This is a genomic window from Streptomyces virginiae, assembly GCF_040638905.1.
GTDB lineage: Bacteria > Actinomycetota > Actinomycetes > Streptomycetales > Streptomycetaceae > Streptomyces > Streptomyces virginiae_B.
Genome location: NZ_JBEZYV010000030.1, coordinates 1 through 20,082, shown reverse-complemented (window position 1 = coordinate 20,082; position 20,082 = coordinate 1). Strand labels below are relative to the sequence as shown.

The window sequence follows — 20,082 nt, the reverse complement described above, 5'->3', positions numbered from 1 at the left end:
ATGCCCCTGATCAGCGGTCTGCCAATGCCTCCAGGCCCGGTGACACCACTTTTTCGACCATGATCGACAAGGGGCTCAAGTCATACCGGACCCGGAGACCGGGAACCCCGTTGCGGGGCCACGAAGAAGGTAACGGGGCGAACTCACAGGTCCGAGCCCCGTGGACCGGGGCAAGCCGGGTTCCAAGATGCACGTCTTGTCGGACGCGAACGGGCTGCCCCTCGTCGTCGGCGTCACCGCGGGCAACACCCACGACAGCCAGGCCTTGAAGCCGATGGTGCTCGGTCACCAAACGAGACACGACCCCCACCGCGGCCGCTACTTCAAACCCCAACGCCTGCACGCAGACAAGGCATACGACATACCTGAACTGCGAAAATGGCTGCGCGGCAAGCGCATCGGCGTCCGCATCGCCCGCAAGGGCATCGAGTCCTCCGAGCGGCTCGGCCGCCGTCGGTGGGTGATCGAGCGGACCATGTCCTGGCTGACCGGCTACCGCCGGCTCAACCACCGCTACGAGCGTCATCCCCGCAACTACCTGGCCTTCCTCGGCTTCGCCGCCGCCATCTGCTGCTACAAACGCCTCGTCCGCCTCACCACATAGGACACGGTCTTAGCAATGGCGGCCTCTGACCTGCGGAAACCTGGCAGTTTCGACAGTTGGTCTCGGCCATGGGCGTGCCGACTCATGCCCGCCCCCCTGTGATGTCCATCACGGGATGTGCGTGGGGCAGTGGCGATCTCCAACACTGTGACCTGCGCGTGTCCGTGTTGCATCGGATCTACTGCGTTTTGGTATGAGAGTGCTTCCACAGGGGCCGGGTTTGGTGCCGGGGGAGGTGCCCGTACTAGGCGGTGCCCCGATTCTGTCAACACGGGGTCGTATCGTGGTCAACGCCCGTACAGCCCTTCGGAGATGACGAAGGGAGACCGATGCGAGGCCCTTGCTTCCTAGGGCTGGCCTCGCGGGGTCTCCCTCGCGTCTGACGTCGGGCGTCCCGTCCTGCTGTGAGGAGAACAAGGCACATGACGTCAGTCGACCGTACCCCAGGCCCTGCCGGGTCCCAAGGTCCGCAGCTCCGTGCGCCCATGCTCAGGTGGCTGAGCGGTGCCACGGCGCTCGCCGCCATCGGGGTCACCGCGGTACTGGCCGCAGCTGGCCACGCCGAGGCGGCCACCGCTGTGGCCGTCATCGGCGCTGGAGCGCTGGGTACCAGCGCGATCCAGGTGACCATCCACGTGCGCCGCTAGGGCCTGTATCGAAAGTACTTTCTAGGAGATCGTCAGGCTGCCCGGCTACGGTGCGGGCATGGTGAATTTCGTGCTGGTTGCAGGTGCACGGCTCGGGGCGTGGGCGTGGGGCGAGGTGGTGCCGTATTTGCGTGCGGCTGGCCACGGCGTCTATCCGTTGACGCTGTCCGGTCTTGCTGACAAGCGGGGTGTACCGGCGGGGCAAGCGACTCACGTCCAGGACATCGTCGCCGAGGTAGAACGCCAGGGTCTGCGTGACGTAGTCCTGGTGGGTCACAGCTACTCGGGCATCCCGGTAGGTCAGGCCGCGGAGCGGATCGGTGACCGACTGGCCCGCGTAGTATTCGTCGACTCAAGTGTTCCAACTGACGGCGAGTCGTTTGTCTCCGCCTGGCCGGACGGCGGGGCGGCAGTGGAGGCATCGATCGCCGAGAGCGGAGGGTTTTGGCCGCTCGCGCCAGCTGCTCATTACGACGGCGAGGGTCTCACCGATGAGCAGATCGCACGCCTCGTGCGTGGCTCGACGCCTCACCCAGGTGCCACGCTGACCGAGCCCGCTGTGCTGTCGCGGCCGCTCGGTGAACTTCCGGCGACATACATCCTGTGCGTGATGCCAGGGGCCGAGCCTGAAGACGCCGAGCCCGACGAAGATGTGGCCGAGCTGCTGAACAGCAAGCGCTGGCGGCTGGTCAAGATGGACACCGGCCATTGGCCGATGTTCTCCCAGCCGCGCGAGCTGGCGCAGATTCTCCTCAATGCTGCCGTGGAGTGAGAGCACCTCCACGCCTGCGGGCTTGTTTTGGACGCGCTTGATGTGTGCTGGTCACAGCCATTCGCCGATGGCCGCTATGAGGACGGTCGCCTCGTAGCGGACCGCTAGCTTGTCGTACCGCGTGGCGACGGCGCGGTACCTCTTGAGGCGGTTGATCCCACACTCGACCGCGTGGCGCTCACGGTAGTCGACTGGGTCGAACTTCGGCGGCCGGCCACCGCGAGAGCCGCGCTGCTTGCGGTGACGCGCCTGGTCGACCTTGTCCGGGATGGTGCAGCGGATCCCTCGGCGACGCAGGTAAGCGCGGTTCTTGCGGGAGGCGTACGCCTTATCAGCACGCACCCGATCAGGACGGACGTGCGGCCGGCCCGGCCCGATGCGGGGCACGCGGACCTTCCTCAGCACGGGTTCGAACTGCGGCGAGTCGCCGCGCTGCCCGGCCGTTACCACGATCGACATGGGCTTCTGGCCCTGCTCGACGGCCAGGTGCACCTTGGTGGTGAACCCGCCGCGCGAGCGTCCCAGTCCATGATCACGGGGCTCGGTGAAGACACCACCCGGCGGTTCCTTCTGAAGATCACCCTGCTTCCGGGCTCCAGCCGCGTGCTGATGGGCGCGGCACACCGTGGAATCGACGCTCAGATCCCACACGATCGCACCCTTCGCATCGGCCAGGGACTGGAGCCGGCTGAAGACCCGGTGCCAGGTGCCGTTTCGCTGCCATCGGCGGAACAAGTCGTAGATCCTGCCCCACGGGCCGTACTCGACGGGCACGTCCCGCCACGGAACGCCCGTTCGGACCCGGAACCGTATGCCGTCGATCAACTGCCGCCGGGACCAGACAGGCGGCCGCCCCGCCTTCGTCCCCGTCGGCAACAACGGCTCCAACACCGCCCACTGTTCATCAGTGAGATCACCCCGCCCCATGAACGAAGATCATTCATGGAGAAAGATCCACTTTCGATACAGGCCCTAGGACGGCTCCTCGCGGAGACGCCCCGGCCCCGTCGTCCTAGGAGTTGTCGTGAACATCGACGATCCCTCGAAAAGGCAGTGAGTCCCTGAACGGTGCATCGGCCTGCATGATCAGCACCATCGGAGCCTTACCGTCGATGAGGCGGTGAACGACGTGCTGCGGGCCATCGCTGACAGGTGCGAGACCAGCGAGGTCACGTGCACGCTGCACCGTAGACACTGTCCGAGAACGTGTCTTCGAGGCCCCGTCCCCGCCGGGGCCCCGATGGTGCTCACCGCCGAAGCGCCGCGTAGCCCACCCCAACCGCCGCCATCAACACCGCCCCGTCCCGGAGCGGTGCCCCGTCACTCGGACGGTTCACAGCCAGCCCGAACCCGCCGGGCGCCCGCTCCCGAGCGACGCTGCCATCGAAGCCCAAGCGGAAGTCATGGCAAGAGTGTTGACCCGTGTGGGCGTCGACCAGCCTCCGATCCTCCTGTCGGTCCAGGGACTCCAGCTGCGCTCAGGTATGGGCCCGGGCGCGCGGCCCTCATGGACAGCGGCCACGGCCCCGGCCGACAGCAACGCCAGGAGGGCGGCGGTGAGGGTGCCGGCGAGGCGGTGTGCGCGGGTGGAAGTGCGGGTGCGATGGGACGGGAGGGGCACGGCGGTTCTCCTGTCGGACGGCCGGTCGGGGCAGCCGGGGAGCGGTCTTCGCCCGGGGAGAGGGCAGCGGAGGTGTTCCCTCCGCCGTGTCCCTTCCCGCTTTTGGGATCCGGGGGCGGCCGCCGGTCCGGCCTCCGCCCCCGGTGCGCCCGGCCGTGCGCGGACCGGGCCCCGGGTCAGCTCGTGCCGAAGAGCATGTTCAGCTGTGTGATCGATCACATGGTGCTTGCTCCCGCGCTGGGCCTGGTCGACCGGCGAAGGTCCGGAGCAGCGGGGTGGCCCCTTCGTGCGACCGGATACGGAACCCCGGTTGCGGCCAGACTCATGGGAGCCGCTGACCGAACCGTTGGTGACGTGGTTCTCAATCGTGGTGGGCGTACCGCCCAAGCGCGTGACGAGCTTTCTGCTTATGGCGATGTACGGCCACATCAGGCGCCTAAGCTGGATCGGCGAGCGGGGCAGGGCATGGCCAAGTGATCGCCGTGCCCGAGGACCGATCCGTGCCGGCACGCAACACCCCTCGCCACCTCCTGGAGGCCCAGGCCTGAGAGACCGATACGCACAGAGGTTCGAAACGCGAATGGTTGCCCCTGCTTGCAGGGTGCGATGGACTGACGGAGCATCACAGCGACAGAAGCCTCTGCCGGGTATTCCAACCCGCCGCTGCTTGCTTCGGAGTGATGCACCCATGGACAAGTCCTCGCTGGCCGGTATCGAGTCGGTCGTAAGCGGCGGCAGGGCCGTCATGACGGCCGAGGACAGCGTCATCGTCGACGTCGTGAAGGCCACCGTGAAGAGCGGCAGAACCGCCACCTTCTACCTGACCCCCTCTCAGTTCTCCGCCGTCAATGCGTGGTACTGGACCCCTCAGCGGATGAAGCACATGGGACTCGAGCCGGTGTCGGACGAGGAAATGGCCCGGATCCGAACCGCACTCGGAACCGAGGTGAGCGGCTCGGCCTACTCCAACCGGATCAAGTGCCCCAACGGACACCCGTACGGCGCGTTCGAATTTGTGCAGCAGGGAATCGAAGAGCACGGATTGGACGCCACCCGAGCGGTCTTCAACCTGAAGGACACGGCCGTCATCCGCGCCAATCCCCACCAGCAAGTCGTGTGTGCCACCTGTCGGCGTCAACTCGCCAGCCCGCACTACTACGTCTACTGGCGCTACGGATGCTGCGTGGACCTGGACGACACCTCCACCGCGGCCTTTGCGGCCCGACACAGCTGACCGCCGGCATCGCCCGCGGGCTGTTTACGGACCGGCGCCCGCGATCGGCTAACTGATCGTTTCAGCATGAGATCGGTGCGTTGGCAGGCGACTATCGAGTCGAGTTGATCGACAAGTTGGTGCAGTCAACTGACCGAACATGCTGCCAATATGGGGTCGGGGAATTCGCTCTGCCTGGAGCACGGGGTCCGGCTTGTGGAGGCGCAGCAGAAGCCGGCCCACCCCGGAGCCTGACTCGGCAGGGTCCTCTGGCCGTATCCATGCGCCGTACATGCCTGGCTGGGGCACGCTGTCGGGTGCCAGGCCCGGAACGCCGGTAAGGAGGCCATCCCCGAGTGGTTCTCACCCCGCCCTTCGAGCCGATGCTCGCCCAGGCCGCCGAGCACGTCCCCGGCTCCGGCGTCTTGGCGAGCGGCTTCGCGGCGGAGCAGAAATTCGACGGCCACCGCGCGATCCTCTTCACCCCCGCCAGCCCGGGCGGCCGGCTGCTCCTGCAGACCCGGCGCGGCTCCCTGGTCCAGGACCGGTTCCCCGACCTGGTCGCGACCGCCGAGCAGCTGCCGGACGGCCTGGTCCTCGATGGCGAGCTCGTCGTCTGGGACACCGCAGCCGGCCGGTTGTCCTTCGAAGCCCTCTAGCGGCGAGCTGGTCGGCGGTGAGCTTGCCGCGTCGGCTCTTGGTGTTGGAGACCCATACGCCGAGCTTCACGATCACCGGCTCTGCCTCGCCCTCGACCGCGATCTCCTCCCCGTGGGCCCTGGGGACCGGTCGGTGGGCGCCTTCCCGGCCACCCACTGGGTGAGGGCCTCCAGGCCCCGCTGGAACGCCTGCTGCGCCTTGCTCGGCCCCTTCGCCCCGCGACTGGCTGCGGGGGCGGGAGCGGGCGCCTGGTCGGGCTGTACGCCCAGCGTGGTTAGCCGCTCCTGCTGCTCGGGCAGTAGCGGAGCCCAGATGGCCGGCTGCTTCTGCTGCTGGAGCCACTTGCCGACGTCGTCGCCGTCCATCAGCACGCCGGGTGCGCTGTCGGGCAGGTGGCCGTCGGCGTCGACCAGGTCCGCCAGGACGCGGTAGTGGCGTTGCCAGTCGAGAGGCCAGGGGCAGCCCCAGTCCTCGTCGACCGCGGTCAGCTGCGCCGCTCGGGGTCCTTGCCCAGGCCGTTCTTGGCGCCCTTTCGCCGGAGGTTGGCCATGTGCTGGCCGACGGGCACCATTTCGTCGTCCTCGCCCCCACATGGCGTCCTGCCGGGGCGCGAGGTGTCCGGTGGCCCGCCGGTAGGAGCGGAGCGCGGCGAGCTTGTTCTCCCACGCCTCTTCGCCGGGCTCCCACACCATCCCGGCCTCCGGCGCGTCCAGCAGGGTTCTGCGCCAATCCTCCTCCTGGGCCGCCACGACACCCACGACCGCCTCCGCCCCATCGGCCGCACGGTTCCGCTGCGGCCGGAAGCGGCCCCGCCTCGTCGCCGCAAGCATCACCGCGACGAGGAGTGGGGGATGGTCTACCGGGAGGCGGTGGAAAGCGGCCCGGTGGCCGTGCTGCCGAAGTAGGGGCGAGGGTGTCTGGCCTGGAGGTGCGGCTGCGTACTTTGCGTCTATGGGAGGGGAGTGGGGCAGGGTGGGAGTCGGCCCTGGCCCCGGGGGCGGTCACGCGGTACGGGGAAACTTGTGCTTTCGGTGTGGGGCGTCGGCGGGTCGCGGTTAGGGTCGGGCGCAGTCCGTGCCGATCAGGCGTGCGCGGGCGAGGCCCGGTGACCAGAAGGCTCTGGCGGCAGTACCACCGGGCCGCCCCCTCTTCCACTGCCGCTGACGTGGCTGGGTGGCGTGCGGGTGGAGAATCCGGGGAGCTGTGACCGGGTGGGGTCAGGTCAGGCGCAGGCTGGCTGTGATGGTCTTGCCCTGCCGGTGGCTGGTGATGTGGATGTGCTGGGCGAGTCGTTGGATTAGTGGCCATCCGTAGCCGCCCGGCTCGCCGGGGGTGACGGTGCGGGCTGCGGGGCCGCGTGGGTTGTTGTCCCCGACGCTCACGTGGAGGGTGCCGTCGGTGATGTCGCTGTGGAAGGTGGTGATGCCGCTGCCGTGGCGGATCGCGTTGGTGACCAGTTCAGAGGTGACCAGGAGCGTGTCCGCGGCGATGACGCTGTCGAGGCTGATGCCCGCGCGCTGCAGCAGGGCACTGACTTGGTCGCGGGCGGCGGCCGCGGTGGCCGGCGGCCCTGGTGGGTGACCCGTGGCACTGGCCCCGCGCCCACCTGTGGAGTCGCAGGTCCCGTTGTTGGGTGGGTGCGCGTTCATACCCTCACCCCCTGGCCGTCGCCGTGCTGGCCATGCCGCCCCATCCGGGTGGGCTCTCCGGGTGTCGAACCAGGCGGGCGAGAGGTCACACAATCCGCGAAGCCGGTTCGAAGCAGGCCACAGAGCACCGCCTGGCCGCTGCAACCAGAGTGCCCGCCCCGATCGTGGGAGCGGCCATGGGCGCCGCAGCCTAGGACCCGCCACCATCCGTCGCACGGCTTGGTCCCGCCGGAGCGGGCCACGCCGATGGCTTGGCCATGACCCCCAGGCGCCGGGCGAGGGCAGTCTCCATGTGGGACCTCAGCTCCCGGCGCTGCTGCCCCGCCTCGTACGGCAGCTGGTCCACAACTCTCGGTTCGTCATCCACCCCCGCACAACGAGCGAGGCGCCACCCGCGCTGTCGGCCGACCGAGGCAGACGCCCGAATCACCTGACACTTCCCGAGTGCCGCCAGCTTGGCCTCGGTGCCCTTGGTTCCGCCCCCGGTCTGCTCGAAGGGTGGGGCGTTTGAAAACGCTGTCGTGGTGCAGACGATCGCTGACAGCAGCCTTATACATCGAGGTAGGAGACGCGTCATGGGCATTGTGGCTTGGATTCTCATAGGACTGCTCGCGGGCCTCATCGCCAAGGCGCTCATGCCGGGCAAGGACCCGGGCGGAATCATCATCACGATGCTCATCGGCGTCGCGGGCGGCCTGCTCGGCGGTTTCCTCGGCAAGGTCATCTTCGGCGTCGACTCCATCGACGGCTTCTTCGACCTCTCCACCTGGATCGCTGCCATCATCGGCTCGGTTATCCTCCTCGCCGTCTACCGGCTGGTCACGGGCAACAAGCGCCACCACAGCCACGCCTGACCCACCCCTCCGACGGCATACGACAAGAGCGGCTCCCCCTCTACGAGGGCGGAGCCGCTCCGCTGCCCGCACACACTGCGCACCACCCGGTTCCCATGGCAGTCGGTGGCGGCGCCATGGGGGCCCGGCCCGGGGCCTGGCGGCGGTCAGCTTGCCGTGCCACTCGCCCCTCGCAGCAGTGAGGGTCGCCACCCACCGGGGATGCTGGGACTGCGCTCTGCTCCCACTGGCCATCGCGGGGGTACAGAGCGCAGTCAGAACGGAGAGGGGGTTACAAGGGGCGGACCATTTCTGCTTGCGGACCCTTCTGCCCCTGGGTGACCTCGAACTCCACCCGCTGGTTCTCTTCCAAGCTCCTGTATCCGTTGGTCTGGATGGCTGCGAAGTGCACGAACACATCTGCGCCGCCATCGTCCTGGCTGATGAAGCCATACCCCTTGTCGGCGTTGAACCACTTCACAGTGCCTGTTGCCATCGGTTCCACTCCTTCATCCGGTACCAAGGCGCGATCCTGACGCCCCGGCCGCAGCCCAATCGAGGAGACTCCGGCACTTGATCATTTCCTCCCACTGAGGCGAAAATCCGCCATCCTTCCTGCACCTCACCCATGGGGATGAACCTCGCCACGGCACGGGCTCTCCCCGAAGTGAGACGCGGTCGGACAGCGGGTAGGCAATTCGCCCACAGCATCTGTACCGGGTGGCGGCCCGCACTGCTGCTCTCATGCCTCGCCGGAGTCGGGACTCCAGACGGCGGGTCCGCCGCCGCGCCACTCGATCAGCAGCGGATCATCCAGGCGGACGACGTCGCGGTCCAGGCCGGCCCGCCGCAGGAATTCCAGCAGGTTGGCGGTGCCGAAGGCGCGGCCGAAAATCTCCCGTCGCAGCGGACACGGCGGCCGCCTGGGCATCCGGCGGATAGAAAGGGCGGAGCCGTTTCGTACTGCGGAGACTGCAGCGCGCAGCCCGGCACGATGCGGCCTCCCCTGGGGAAGGAAGGGGAGGCCGATTTCGTACTGTGTGCTGCGGCTGGTTCACACGGCGGTCTGGGGTGACGGCGCGAAGCGCGCCGGGTCCAGGGCCTGGTGTGTGTCAGTGGTCGCCGTGGTGCTGGCCCTTGTAGTGGCCGTCGCCCACGGTCTTCCGCTCTGGTGTGCCATCGCGGCCGCCCCTTTTGACGCGGCGGGCGGCGGAGCTTTCCGCGCGCCGGCCGCATGCTGGTGGGCACGGATCGAGGTGGAATCAACCGAGACGTCCCAGCCGATCCCACCGGCGGCATCGACCTGGGCCTGCACCTGCTGGGTAGGCGTTCCCAGGTTCCGTCGGCCGACCAGCGCCGGTGGCGCTCGTAGACGGTCTTCCACGGCCCGTAGTGTTCCGGCAGGCACGCCACTGCACCCCAGTTCGCACCCGGTGCAGGATGCCGTTGACCACCTGGCGGTGATCGCGCCACCGCCCGCAGCGGTTGTTGCCCATGGGCAGGAGCGGCTTCAGACGTCGCCATTCCGCCTCTGTCAGATCCCCCCGACCAGTCACGCAAGAGCCAACGAACCAGTGAGCGACATGGGTACGGTCAACACCCTGCGATGCCACCACGGCAACTCGGGGTCTGACATCGGCTCGTGATGCGTTCGCCCGAGGAGTACCGCGTCCAGGCGCTCGACCTGCACCCGAAGTTCGCTGGCGGCCCTTGGCGGAAGCATGAACAGAGCATCTTGCAGCTTGTCCCGGGCCCACCCCTCGCCGCAGCAAGGGCAGGTGAACTCCGCCTCCCGTTGCCTCCATCGGCGCCTCGTGCCGTGGGCGCGCACGGACCACATGCTCAGCGCCACCGCCACGATGCCCGGAGACAATCGCTCCCGTTCGAGCAAACGGACAGCGGCATTCGCCGCTCCCGACAGACCTGGGACATCGCGATACCGCACCCAGGGTCTACCCCAGCCGCGTTCCCGCGGCCGAAGTGAAGCTGGTGTTCTACGAGGCACGGCCCCTTCGAGTGCAAGTCATGGACCGTATCCTCCCACAACCCAAGATCGGCCGGACAGGACCTAGCGGCAGTGCTCCGACGCAGCCATGCCGCTGCGCGCACCGGCCCCGTGTCCGGCGGGGCGGGCTTGCGGACGGCGGTGAGGCAGCGGGACCATACCCCGCCCCGGGGCAGGAAACGACGGGCGGCGGTCACCAGCACGGTGACCGCCGCCCTCGCGTATTCCCGGGAGGGGTGCGCCTGCTCCGGGTGGACGTTGGCCGTCTAGAACGACACGTCGATGTAGTCGATGTCGGTGAATTCGACTTCGAGCTGGTCGGCGCGGGTTCCGCCGTCTTTGAAGTAGATGTCCTGGAGGCCTTCGGCGACGATCGCGCGGAGTTCAGGATCGGGGGCGCCGTGCTGCTGGGCGTCGAAGAGGCGCTGTGCGTAGGCGGGCGGGAGGTGGACGGTGAGGCGGCGCATGCGGCCGTCGTCGGTGGTGCCGATCGGTGCGGTGTATCCGAAGCGGGCGCGGGTCTCGATGGTGATGCCGGTGCGGGTGGCGGCTTCCTTCCGTCGGCGGTTGCGCACCACGGGCTGCCAGCGTGCGCGCACGGCGGCGTCGATGCGGTTGGTGATCGCTTTGGGCGGGGTCTTGCGTTCGCCGGTGCGGTAGCGCTCGATCGAGCGCTGGCTGACGCCGAGTTCCGCGGCGACGGCCTTGGTGGTCTTCAGCTTGCTCATCAGGAAGTTGATGCGGCCCTTCAGCGTCTTGGGCGGCTCCCGCGTGAACGTCTCGCGGCCCGCGCGCTCCAGAGCGTCATCGATGTCCCCCACGGCTACTCTCCTTCGTCCGTGACAGCGTCGCCGCCCTTGATGTGACGGGCCGGGTTCAGACCCTTCTCAATGAGGTCAACGGCCCACGCCATCTCCTGCACACCTTCGACCTTCGCGAGACCCGGCGTCGTCCCGAGGCGGAACGCACCCGGGAGCGGCTTGCCGGAAGTGGTGTACGGCAGGAAGTCGAGCGGGGAGGGTCCGGGGCTGGCGTAGACGACGCAGTCGGACAGAACGCCGAGCGGGTAGTGGCCGGTGGCCTTCGCGGTGTTGGCCATCTTGCGGTGCATGTTGACCCGCGCCTTGGAGATGACCGCGGCCCGGATGTCGGGCCGCCATGTCGGCCGCTCCAGCGCCGCCCACCGCTCCCCGTCGCGGTAGTGCCGTCCCTGGGGGCGCTCGCGGAGCTTGCCGATGCCGCCCTTGACGGTCGCCTTGATCGCGGCCAGCACCGCCGCCATCCCCGGGTCGACCTGCTTGTGGTGTTCCATGGCGGCGAGGAACTGCCGGTCGTCCAGATCCGGCGTGACGCCGAGGTCGGCGAGGGTGTCGGCGTAGGCGGTCTTGAGGCGGTCGTGCCACGGATCCAGATACGCGCCCGTCTCCCGGCGCAGGAACGCCTCGATCGGGGCGACGTCGAAGCCGAGTTCCTGGGCGTAGGCGACGGTGTGGGTCTGGTACCAGGCCGGCCCCTCGGGCCGCTGCCCGGACGGGGTGAACGGCGACGGCAGCCGCGGGTCCAGCTCGATCCCGGACAGGTCGACCAGCCAGGAGCCGGGGATCTTCTTGTCGAACTTCGGCGCGTGGAAGTGGTCGGGTGCGGACAGGCCGACGACCAGGCGCGCGGCCGCGGCGAGGAACGCGGTGTTCAGGTCCAGGCCGACCGCGTACGGCAGCAGACACTCCTCATCCGTGAGCAGGTCCACCTCGCGCACCCACTGGTAGGCCTCCTCGTCGAGGAAGCCGCCGGTCCAGCCCTGCGCGGCCGGGTGCTCCTGCGGGGCTTCCGGCGGGGCCGGATCCATCGGCTCGGTGCCGAGCGAGCCCGGGTTGTAGGCGGGCTCCCACTCGCCGGTGGTCTCGTTCTTCACGGCGCGGGTCGGCGGCCGCAACGCGGTCATCAGCTCCAGCCCGGAGGTGGCGGTCGAGCCGCGCGGGGTGATCACCCGGGCCGCGTACGTACCCAGCACGCGGGCGACCTCGGCAGGCTCCATCGCCGCCACCCCCGGCCAGGCCCGGGCATCGAGCGCGTCCCAGGACAGGATCGCGAGCTGCACGCACTGCCGCTGCCCGGCCTGCGCCGGCCGGTAGATGCGAGCCCACGGCCCGAAGCCGCGCTTGGTGAGCTTCCATTTCGCCTTCGCGAGCTGCTTGACGACCGGGTGGTCGTCGGGCAACCGCAGAGAGCGGCGCTGCTCGTGGCCCTCCAGACGCTCGGGCAGCCCCAGCTTCACCGCGGCTGCCGCGGTGAGGACGACCAGTGGGTCGGAGTCCTTGCCGTTGCGGTTCAGCCGCGGTGTGCCGAGCCCGGACTCCTTCAGCGTCCACTCCACCAACTCCGGGACGTTGGTGGCCGGGCAGTCCAGCACGATCCCGTCGACGCCGTACGCGCTCCCGTCGCCGTCCAGGACCACGAGCGGCCCGTGCGGGAACCGCAGGTCGGCGGCCGCCACCGGGGCGGCTTTCCTCGCCGGGCGGCGCGGCGTCGCAGACGGTCCGGCCACGTCCACCGGCGCCTTTGCGACCGGATCCGGCGCAGCGGCGGGTTCGGCGGGTTGCTCCACGGGGCCGGTGAGCGCCTCCGGAACCGTGGCCGGAGCGGGCGCGGGCACGGATTCGGGCGTGCACTCGGAGGCGGCCGGTGCGGGGTACCGCTCGGCCCAGCCGTCCAGCAGCCGCAGGTAGGCCTGAAGCCGCGGCGGGCGCGGCTCGGAGCGGCCGTTCTCCCAGTTCTTCACCGTCTGCGGCGTCGACTTCAACGCGGCCGCGAGCCGGGCCTGCGTGACACCGGCCGCCTCACGCAGCCGCGCCCGCTCCGCCGGAGACGGCAACCGCGGCTCGCCCTCCAGCAGCGCGTCCACCGCGTCGAACAGTTCTTCCTGGCTCGGCATGGCCCACCTCCACCGCGAACCCTAGCGAAATTAACCCCATCTACCTGTTGGATTTAATCCTACCGGGTGTGGTGTCTTCGAGATGTGTCGCGGCGGCCCCGGTCCACAACCACTGGAAGCTTGATGATCAGTGCTGCGGGAGCCCGACCTCTGGCCACCCTTCGACAACCAGGAGCCTTCACGTCGATCGAACTCGACTTCCCGGAGTTTCCCTTTGAGGAGCCCCCCCCGGGTGGATCAACTGCCTGCAGAAGCCCTGGAATGGCGTGCTCGTGGTGGTGGACCAAATACCGTTCACGACCGGCGACAAGGTCACTTTCGACGTCATGGTCTGCAGCGACACCGCCGGGCAGACCTTGGCCGCGCAGATCCAGGGCGTCGTAACAGTCACCGCTGACACCACATCCGTCAGCTACACCATCCCCTGGGACGGCGTCCTGGACGCCGTCACCGAGGGTTCTATCATCGCCTTCTACACCCTCACTCCCGCCGACGGCAGCGCGCCATCGACCTCGCAGGAAGCCATCGTCCGGTACTCCCGCCAGCAGCCCGGCGGCACGGTCTGCGGTCCGGACAACTGAGCGGCGTTGGGCAAGTCCTCGCGCCAGCGACCGAAGAAGCCCCGCATCCCATCTGCGTGGGCGCCAGCGTCGCTGAAACGTCCGGCTGGAGTCGGGGTTCCGCTGTGAAGTGACTGCCCTTGCGGCTCCGCCCCGAATGCCCCCGGCCAGCCCCCCCGCTGGCCGGGACCCGCCCCGGCCAGCCCCCCGCCTGGTCTGGGCCCTTTCATATGTCCCCGGGATTGCCCTGGTGGTTGCGGTTCGCCCGGTTCTTCACCATGTGCGGCGTCTTTCACGCGGCTGTGCTCCGGGCCTGCGTGACGCTGGCCGCCTCACGCAACCGTGCTCGATGGCACCGAGGGGCGGCAACGGCTGGCTCGGCGCCCGCGGAGGTTGAAGCGCGAGTACTGCTGCTGCAATCGAACAGTGCCAGACAACGGCGCCTCCGGAGGTCGTGAACATCTGCTGTCCGCCGTTCCCATGAGCAAAGCCAGTACCCAACTGTGCTGGTTGTTGAGGCTGCCTGGGTGTGGGCGATTGCGTGGGTGGGGCAGGGTCGCAGACGGGATCCGGTCGGCCTGTGGGCAGGGATGTGGGAGAGGGCGGTGTGCTGGTGGATTGGGACTGGTGGACGGTGGACTTCGGGGACGCGCACGCGGGCGCGGCGGGTGTACTCGTCGATGGTGGTGAGCCGGCCCGGTGTACTTGATGCCGGGAGCGGTTCGGAGGTGCCGTCGACCAGGCCCTGGTCGGCGTACGACGGCCGGGCCCGCCGTCCGCGCGCCGAGGCCTTCCGGGCGGTGTGCGCGTGCGGATGGCGCAGCGCCGCTCAGTACCCGCTGGACTGGGGCACGATTCGGCGACCGACCCCTGTACGAGGCGGACGTCGACCTTTCGGGACCGCGCACCTGTCCGTCGTCCGCGATGCGGCCGTGCCGCTGTCCGAACGGCTGGCCGCCCTCCTGGTCGAGACTGCCGGGCAGCTGACCGCCACCGCCGCGGACGCGCCGTCGGCCGCGCTGCGCGCCGCCGGTGTGCCGGAGCGGATCGCCGCCCGGGTGGGCCGGGAGACCGCCAGCGCGCTGTGCGACGACGTTATGACCGCCGAAGCGGTGGCCGCCGTGCTCGGGACCACCCGCTCCCCGGCACTGGTCCTGCTCCTGACCGCGCAGGACAGGTAACGGCAGGCACACAGGGTCCGCACTCGGCAGGACGTCCGCGCTCGGGGAGGTGAGCGCGGTCGTTCTGGTCAGGTTTCGATGTAGGCGACCACGACGACGGCGTGCAGTGCAGTGATGAAGTACAGGACGCGGACGTTCTCGATCTCGTCGGCGTACTGGCGCAGCTCGGGCCCGGTGCCGTCGCCCGGGATCGGCCCGCCGATCCCGGGCGACGGAGATGGCGACCAAGGCGCGGTCCAGGGCGTGGATCTCCCGCTCTGTGGTGAGCTCTTCGAGCTGCTTCGCGGCGGAGTCGCTGAACGCGATCCTGGCGCGTCGTGGGGCCATCAGGCGACGGCCGGACGCTGCGCGGCGAGGCGGGCGAGATGAGCCTCGCGCAGTTCCTCCCAGGGCGTGCACTCCTCCACCGACGGCAGGCCGTTGGCGGCGATGTCCTCGAGGACGGCGGCGAGTCGGTCGGCGTTATCGCGGGTCCTGGCGGCGTAGGCGCGGACCGCGTCGGCGGCCGCGGGCTCCAGTGGCTGCCGCACCGTGCTGGCGGGGGCCGGCTCTTGACTCATCGGTGTGCTCCAGGGCAGTCGTTCGGCGTCTGTGCCCACGGTATCGCCGGGTCAGGCCACCGGACCCCGGGAAAGAAGAACGAGGCCCGGCGAGGATCCGGGTGCAGTGGAATTCTTTGGCGCGGAATCTCGCCGTCCGAGTGTGTCCCGGCCATCCGAATCGCACAGCCGCCACCTGCTGTCACTCGAATGGGTGATGTGGGGGTGGTGGAGGGAGAAGTGGGGCGGGTCGGCCGTCTGGGAAGCGTGGGCGCGACCAGCGTCCGTACCAAACCAAATGGAGAAAGGCTCAGACTCGCCCCGGCAGAACTCGGCGAGTCTGCCGGGGCGAGCCGGACCGCGGCGGTTCGCGTGCGGTCGTCGGGTCGCAGGTCCTGCCCCCGACGGCCGCACGACGGCACGGAACGTCGCGGTCAGGAGGAGCTCGGGTCAGCGGACCTCGGTGACCCGGTGCTCCTTGCGCGCGCCACAGTTGGAGTTGTAGACCTGCACGTGCACGTTGCTGATGCCCCCGCCCCAGTCGACGCAGTGGCCCTTGCCGTACACGTAGGCCGGGCCCGCGTACGACGTGTACCGGCCGTAGTCCTCGCCCCGCTCCCAGGTTTCGGGAACTTCGATCCAGAGGGCCATGTCCACGGCCGCACCCGGGTTGTTGCGGATGGTCGCGACGCAGTTCTTGCCGTTCGAGGCGTTGTACGTCAGGTAGACGGTGCCCAGCGAGCCGATGGCGACCGAGTTCACGGTCTTGTATGCGCTTCCGCAGACCTTCTGCGGCGTGGTGTTGGGCGCGGCGGTAGCGGGCGCCGCCAGCGCGGTCGTGGCCCCCAGGGCCAGGGCGGCGAATGCGGTGGTGGTAAGGACGGAACGGGTGGATTTCATGTTTCCCCCTGGTCGTCATTGGAGTTGTCGCTCCTGCAAGGTGTGACATGCAGGAGCGGCGGAACGGTTGCGCATCGTAGGCAAAAGATGCGACCGGCCGCCTGATTGGCACCTTCTCGGCGCTCCCGGGCCTGGGACGCCCCGCGAGGGAGCAACCCTTTCCCCGAGACACGGCGCCTGACGGGGCCCCGGGGCGCGATGCCTCGGGCCGAGTTGGCACAGTCCGAGCCGCCGCGGGAGCTGCGCTGAAGGGCCGCTCTCAGCCCCGTGGCGCTGCGGGCTGCGGGCAAGTCCGGCTGCCGTCAAACCTCGCCGGTCACCGCCTCGGTCGGCAGCATCCAGGCCCTCCCCGACCGGCCTGACCGTGGGGCGGAGGCGGCATCCTGACGCCGCGTACTGAAGGAGGGCTCCCGCTCGGCCGGGTCGACGGCGAGAACCCAGCGGCGCTTGGTGGCGACCCATTCACCGAGTAGCGGCAGTGGACCTGGTCCATGGGCATCCCGGTGGCCGGGTCCTGGTCGGACTTCTGGCGGTTGGAGCGGGCGGTGACGCCGACGAGGGTGACGTCGGAGCCGAGGCCGTTGGCGTAGCGGCGGCGGCGTTCGGTGGTCCAGCCGTACCCGCCAGCTGGCGCGGAGCGTCATTCCAAACTTGCGCTATTCCTCCAGCCCCGTTCTTGGCGCTCGATGCGTTGCGTAGAACTCCGCCTCGATCGACGACTTCGGCAACTTCTCCGCCGCCGCCAGATCGGCCTCGGAGGCATCCGTGACATACATCGCGGCCGCGAAGGGCCGCCTAGATGCCGCCGGGATCGACGTCGCCCGGACCCTCACCGACGTACATCGTGCCGGGGTCGGCGTGGACCAGGCCGTCACCACAGCCGCCGCCAGCACCCCCCCCCGGCGGCACCGCTCCGGCCTCGACCGTCGCGGCAGCGACCGCCGCGTCCAGCTGCCGTTGAGCACCCCCACAAGTGTCCGGCACCCTCCCCGGGGGCCGGGTGACCCGTGCGGCGCTGTCACGGCGCTGCCGAACCGATCAAGAAGGAAAGGAAAATCCGATGGCTGACATCACGCAGATCCGCGCGAAGATCGAGACCGCGGACGAGACGGGAGCCGGTACTGACGCCTGGGTGTACCTGGGCATCGCCGGACTCCGGCAACGGCGACGACTTCGACCGGGCCGCCAAAACCTGCTTCGTCCTGGGCAAGGAAGACACCTCCGACGACGGCGACACCACGTCATAGGGCGCGGCGTAGACGCCGGTGATCTTGGTGATCTGCGGATGACGGAGTGATGCTTCGGAGCGAGTCGACGGGGCGAAGCTGGGGTTGCAGATCAAGCAGTCCCGGGACGGTACCGACCCCGTCGAACGCGACTTCACCGCGCTGGAGGGCCGGCTGGAGGACAGCACGTCGGGCGGCGAGCGGCGGGGACGCAACCGGACGCCGGTGATCAGCCACCGGGTGCGAGACCTGCTGACCGACCTCACCGCTTGATCAAGCGGCGCGCACCGGTCGGGATCAGAGGGCCCAAGGCAGTCGGAGGGCCTCAATTTCCGTGTTGTCCAGGAGGGCCTCGACGAGCGGGGCAGGGCCCGCCACCTTGGTGGCCCAGAGGTCGTAGTCCGTGCAGAGGACCCAGGACCGGTCCTGGGCCCAGAGGTTGGACGGGGTCCAACCGTCCTCCTCCGGGTGGTCGTACAACGCCTTGGCATCCGCGAGCGTGCCGGTCCGGACGTGCAGGTTGTCGAAGTCCTCGGCCCTTTGCAACAGCGGGTTGTAGTAGGCCAGGCAGCGGGTCTCGGCACCCTGCGGGCTGTGCTCGGTGAGGATGTCGACCAGGCGGTTCCAGTCGGTCCGGTCCAAGCTGCCCTCGGACGGCCCGTCGATGCCGACCGGCCATCCGCTCGGCTCCCGGAGCGAGGGGAAGGAGCGGTGGCAGGGCAGCTGCCCCTCGGGCGCCACTGGATCACCGGTCCGCCGCGAGAGCTCCGCCCAGCGCAGCCGGCGCCAACGGGGGCCGCGGGGCTCGCCCGGCGTCCCCTCGATCAGGTCCGCGGGGTCGAGGCCCGGGATGATCTCGGGCCCGCTGCCATTCAGCACGGCTCGTTGATACGCGACATAGGACATGTCGGTGGGTCCGAGTTCGTGTTCGTACATGGAGTGGAGTACCCAGGCGGCGTCGGGCAGTGCCGGCGGCATGAAGCCGGTGAGCCCGTCATCGCCGGCCAGGTCCCGCAGCCAATCAGTCTCCCCAGCCGCGGTCAGCGGCCACCGAGCGGTCGCCAGAGCAGCGGATGTCTCGTTCATCCGTTCAGGATCTCACCCGCCGCAGGGACGAGCGCCAGGATCACTTCCCGGGCTCCACCACACTCCCCGGCGCCTTGACAAACATGATTGGGACAGCCAGGCCCTGAAGCCCATGGTGCTCGGTCACCAAACGAGACACGACCCTCATCGCGGCCGACACTTCAAGCCCCAGCGTCTGCATGCCGACAAGGCCTACGACATACCTGAACTGCGGAAATGGCTCCGCGGGAAACGCATCGGCGTCCGCATCGCGCGCAAGGGCATCGAGTCCTCCGAACGCCTCGGCCGCCGCAGGTGGGTGATCGAGCGGACCATGTCTTGGCTGACCGGCTACCGCCGACTCAACCACCGCTACGAGCGACATCCTCGCAACTACCTGGCCTTCCTCGGCCTCGCCGCAGCCATCTGCTGCTACAAGCGACTCGTCCGCCTCACCACATAGGACACGGTCTTAGGCCGCGCGGCATCGCCAGCGTCGAACTCGCCATCACCATCGACAGGCTGATCCCGGCACCAAGGACGGAGCCGACCCTTGACCGCCAGGAGCCGGACGAACCGACTGCGCCTGCGGCTCCTCAAGGGCCGACGGCACGCGCTCCTCGACATGGGCCCTGCCGCCCTCCGCGAAACCCTCAGAGAGCTAGTCAGGAGACCCCAGACAGCTGCGCCCGCCCATGGTCCAGCCAGTGGTTCCGATGCGGAAACCGAAGTCTGGGCAAGCCCAAGGGGAACCTGGGCAAGCCTCCCGTAACAAAGGCTTGCCCAGGGCTGGCGGCCCGGCCGTGTCAGCGTCGATGGCGCCAGTGCTGGTGGGCCTTGAGGACCTCGTAGCTCCATGCGGCGTGTGGACGGGTGCCGGCCGGGGGCGTCCAACCGAGCTGTTCGGCGACGGCGGGGAAGCGGGGGTGCATCTGGCGGTCTCCGACGGTGACGAGCGCGGACAGGAGCGGTTCCCCGTTCCGGCCGTCTTCGTCGACCGGCCACAGGAGCACGCACTGGTCGTCGGCGTGCAGGCGGGGCAGGCCCGGTAGGCGTTTGTGGATCTGGGGCCAGGTGGTGGTGGAGCCGGTCCGGGCGGTCTGTTCCAGCAGCGGCCGAAGCTCGGTCGCGATCTCCCACAGCTGCCCGGTTTCCAGGAATGCCGGCTCTTCCCCGACCTCCATCGGATGGTGCCGGGAGCCCGGCCCGCCCGTAGACCGCACGGGCCGCATCGGGGTTGCACCGGAGGTTGCGTGCACAGGTGGTTGCAGGGGTGCACTAGGCGGGGGACCGCAGGTGTGACCGGAGGTGGGACCCACCGAATCCGGTGATCTTCCATCCGTGCAGGTCAGAGCCCATGGACAGGCCTCCTTCGGATCACGACACCTCTTACCTCGCGATAGCCGAGGGGAGAGGTCTGTCCGTCCGGGGGCCGGCGGCCGCGCGGAGGGGTACATGTACCGGTATGGCTCGTGAACGGATCCGGTGGCCCCTCGTCGTGGAACGGGCGCGGCAGATCGTGGGCGGGTACGCGCCGCTCAAGGTGACCTTGAGGCAGGTCATGTACCGCCTCGCAGCTAAGAAGTCATCTCATTTGGTTGAGCTAGAGACGACGTCGGCCCTTGATCGCGGACCGTCCCCGCGGGGAGACTGTCTGCCATGGGATCAGTGGTTG

At 69.1% G+C, this 20,082-nt stretch carries 19 protein-coding genes and 5 pseudogenes; 10 read left to right on the top strand and 14 right to left on the bottom strand.

Annotation, left to right across the window (positions count from 1 at the left end; genetic code table 11):
- Positions 1-136: 136 nt before the first annotated feature.
- The 3 genes and pseudogenes from AB0F82_RS29810 to AB0F82_RS29800 form a co-directional block, all read left to right on the top strand.
- Positions 137-604, top strand: a pseudogene (locus AB0F82_RS29810) (IS5 family transposase); the annotation flags it as partial.
- A gap of 485 nt (positions 605-1,089) precedes the next feature.
- A complete protein-coding gene (locus tag AB0F82_RS29805; RefSeq protein WP_362632841.1) occupies positions 1,090-1,251 on the top strand; it encodes a hypothetical protein in 162 nt (53 codons plus the stop codon).
- 58 nt (positions 1,252-1,309) lie between these two features.
- On the top strand, positions 1,310-2,023 hold the full coding sequence (locus AB0F82_RS29800; RefSeq protein WP_362632840.1) for an alpha/beta fold hydrolase: 714 nt from the start codon (positions 1,310-1,312) through the stop codon (positions 2,021-2,023).
- A gap of 51 nt (positions 2,024-2,074) precedes the next feature.
- Here AB0F82_RS29800 and AB0F82_RS29795 read toward each other — a convergent pair whose 3' ends face one another.
- Positions 2,075-2,950: an IS5 family transposase gene (locus tag AB0F82_RS29795; protein WP_362632837.1), complete on the bottom strand. Its 876-nt coding sequence runs from the start codon at positions 2,948-2,950 to the stop codon at positions 2,075-2,077.
- Between the two features lie 1,382 nt (positions 2,951-4,332).
- Between AB0F82_RS29795 and AB0F82_RS29790 the strand changes: the two genes are divergently transcribed.
- The gene (locus tag AB0F82_RS29790; protein WP_362632834.1) at positions 4,333-4,878 is read left to right on the top strand and encodes a hypothetical protein; all 546 of its coding nucleotides are present in this window, start codon (positions 4,333-4,335) and stop codon (positions 4,876-4,878) included.
- 362 nt (positions 4,879-5,240) lie between these two features.
- The gene (locus AB0F82_RS29785; protein WP_362633027.1) at positions 5,241-5,516 is read left to right on the top strand and encodes an ATP-dependent DNA ligase; all 276 of its coding nucleotides are present in this window, start codon (positions 5,241-5,243) and stop codon (positions 5,514-5,516) included.
- Here AB0F82_RS29785 and AB0F82_RS29780 read toward each other — a convergent pair.
- Both AB0F82_RS29780 and AB0F82_RS29775 read right to left on the bottom strand, forming a co-directional pair.
- Positions 5,515-6,245, bottom strand: a pseudogene (locus AB0F82_RS29780) (helicase associated domain-containing protein); the annotation flags it as partial. The gene AB0F82_RS29785 and the pseudogene AB0F82_RS29780 sit on opposite strands and share 2 nt — an antisense overlap.
- 489 nt (positions 6,246-6,734) lie before the next feature.
- On the bottom strand, positions 6,735-7,166 hold the full coding sequence (locus tag AB0F82_RS29775; RefSeq protein ID WP_362632832.1) for an ATP-binding protein: 432 nt from the start codon (positions 7,164-7,166) through the stop codon (positions 6,735-6,737).
- 575 nt (positions 7,167-7,741) lie between these two features.
- Here AB0F82_RS29775 and AB0F82_RS29770 point away from each other — a divergent pair.
- Positions 7,742-8,020 (top strand): GlsB/YeaQ/YmgE family stress response membrane protein, encoded by a 279-nt coding sequence (locus tag AB0F82_RS29770; RefSeq protein WP_362632829.1) that lies wholly within the window; start codon positions 7,742-7,744, stop codon positions 8,018-8,020.
- Between the two features lie 271 nt (positions 8,021-8,291).
- Here the strand turns inward: AB0F82_RS29770 and AB0F82_RS29765 are convergent, their stop codons facing one another.
- The 5 genes and pseudogenes from AB0F82_RS29765 to tap all read right to left on the bottom strand — a co-directional run bounded on the left by AB0F82_RS29765 (position 8,292) and on the right by tap (position 12,936).
- Positions 8,292-8,495 (bottom strand): cold-shock protein, encoded by a 204-nt coding sequence (locus tag AB0F82_RS29765; RefSeq protein WP_030299464.1) that lies wholly within the window; start codon positions 8,493-8,495, stop codon positions 8,292-8,294.
- A gap of 246 nt (positions 8,496-8,741) precedes the next feature.
- A complete protein-coding gene (locus AB0F82_RS29760) occupies positions 8,742-8,930 on the bottom strand; it encodes a hypothetical protein (protein WP_362632826.1) in 189 nt (62 codons plus the stop codon).
- Positions 8,931-9,148: 218 nt separating this feature from the next.
- Positions 9,149-9,555 (bottom strand): annotated as a pseudogene (locus AB0F82_RS29755) (IS5 family transposase); the annotation flags it as partial.
- A gap of 715 nt (positions 9,556-10,270) precedes the next feature.
- Positions 10,271-10,825 (bottom strand): telomere-protecting terminal protein Tpg, encoded by a 555-nt coding sequence (tpg, locus tag AB0F82_RS29750; RefSeq protein ID WP_362632823.1) that lies wholly within the window; start codon positions 10,823-10,825, stop codon positions 10,271-10,273.
- Between the two features lie 2 nt (positions 10,826-10,827).
- Positions 10,828-12,936 (bottom strand): telomere-associated protein Tap, encoded by a 2,109-nt coding sequence (tap, locus tag AB0F82_RS29745; protein ID WP_362632820.1) that lies wholly within the window; start codon positions 12,934-12,936, stop codon positions 10,828-10,830.
- A gap of 278 nt (positions 12,937-13,214) precedes the next feature.
- Between tap and AB0F82_RS29740 the strand changes: the two genes are divergently transcribed.
- Positions 13,215-13,517, top strand: coding sequence for a hypothetical protein (locus AB0F82_RS29740; RefSeq protein WP_362632819.1), 303 nt, complete (start codon positions 13,215-13,217; stop codon positions 13,515-13,517).
- Between the two features lie 911 nt (positions 13,518-14,428).
- A complete protein-coding gene (locus AB0F82_RS29735) occupies positions 14,429-14,677 on the top strand; it encodes a hypothetical protein (protein WP_362632815.1) in 249 nt (82 codons plus the stop codon).
- Positions 14,678-14,745: 68 nt separating this feature from the next.
- Here AB0F82_RS29735 and AB0F82_RS29730 read toward each other — a convergent pair.
- From AB0F82_RS29730 to AB0F82_RS29715, 4 genes and pseudogenes are all read right to left on the bottom strand, one after another.
- Positions 14,746-15,004, bottom strand: a pseudogene (locus AB0F82_RS29730) (hypothetical protein).
- Positions 15,004-15,237 (bottom strand): hypothetical protein, encoded by a 234-nt coding sequence (locus AB0F82_RS29725; protein ID WP_362632812.1) that lies wholly within the window; start codon positions 15,235-15,237, stop codon positions 15,004-15,006. Before AB0F82_RS29725 ends, AB0F82_RS29730 begins: the two are co-directional and overlap by 1 nt.
- A 429-nt stretch (positions 15,238-15,666) precedes the next feature.
- Positions 15,667-16,116: a spore-associated protein gene (locus AB0F82_RS29720; RefSeq protein ID WP_362632809.1), complete on the bottom strand. Its 450-nt coding sequence runs from the start codon at positions 16,114-16,116 to the stop codon at positions 15,667-15,669.
- Between the two features lie 1,018 nt (positions 16,117-17,134).
- On the bottom strand, positions 17,135-17,458 hold the full coding sequence (locus AB0F82_RS29715) for a hypothetical protein (RefSeq protein ID WP_362632806.1): 324 nt from the start codon (positions 17,456-17,458) through the stop codon (positions 17,135-17,137).
- On the opposite strand from AB0F82_RS29715, the gene AB0F82_RS29710 reads away from it, so the two are divergent.
- Complete coding sequence (locus AB0F82_RS29710) at positions 17,448-17,615, top strand: hypothetical protein (protein WP_362632803.1); 168 nt, start codon at positions 17,448-17,450, stop codon at positions 17,613-17,615. The two genes, AB0F82_RS29715 and AB0F82_RS29710, sit on opposite strands and share 11 nt — an antisense overlap.
- Positions 17,616-17,639: 24 nt before the next feature.
- Here AB0F82_RS29710 and AB0F82_RS29705 read toward each other — a convergent pair whose 3' ends face one another.
- Entirely contained in the window at positions 17,640-18,428 is a 789-nt protein-coding gene (locus tag AB0F82_RS29705; RefSeq protein WP_362632801.1) for a hypothetical protein, read from the bottom strand.
- 91 nt (positions 18,429-18,519) lie between these two features.
- On the opposite strand from AB0F82_RS29705, the pseudogene AB0F82_RS29700 reads away from it, so the two are divergent.
- A pseudogene (locus AB0F82_RS29700) lies at positions 18,520-18,870 on the top strand (transposase); the annotation flags it as partial.
- 343 nt (positions 18,871-19,213) lie between these two features.
- Here AB0F82_RS29700 and AB0F82_RS29695 read toward each other — a convergent pair.
- Complete coding sequence (locus AB0F82_RS29695) at positions 19,214-19,630, bottom strand: hypothetical protein (RefSeq protein ID WP_362632798.1); 417 nt, start codon at positions 19,628-19,630, stop codon at positions 19,214-19,216.
- Positions 19,631-20,082 lie beyond the last annotated feature (452 nt).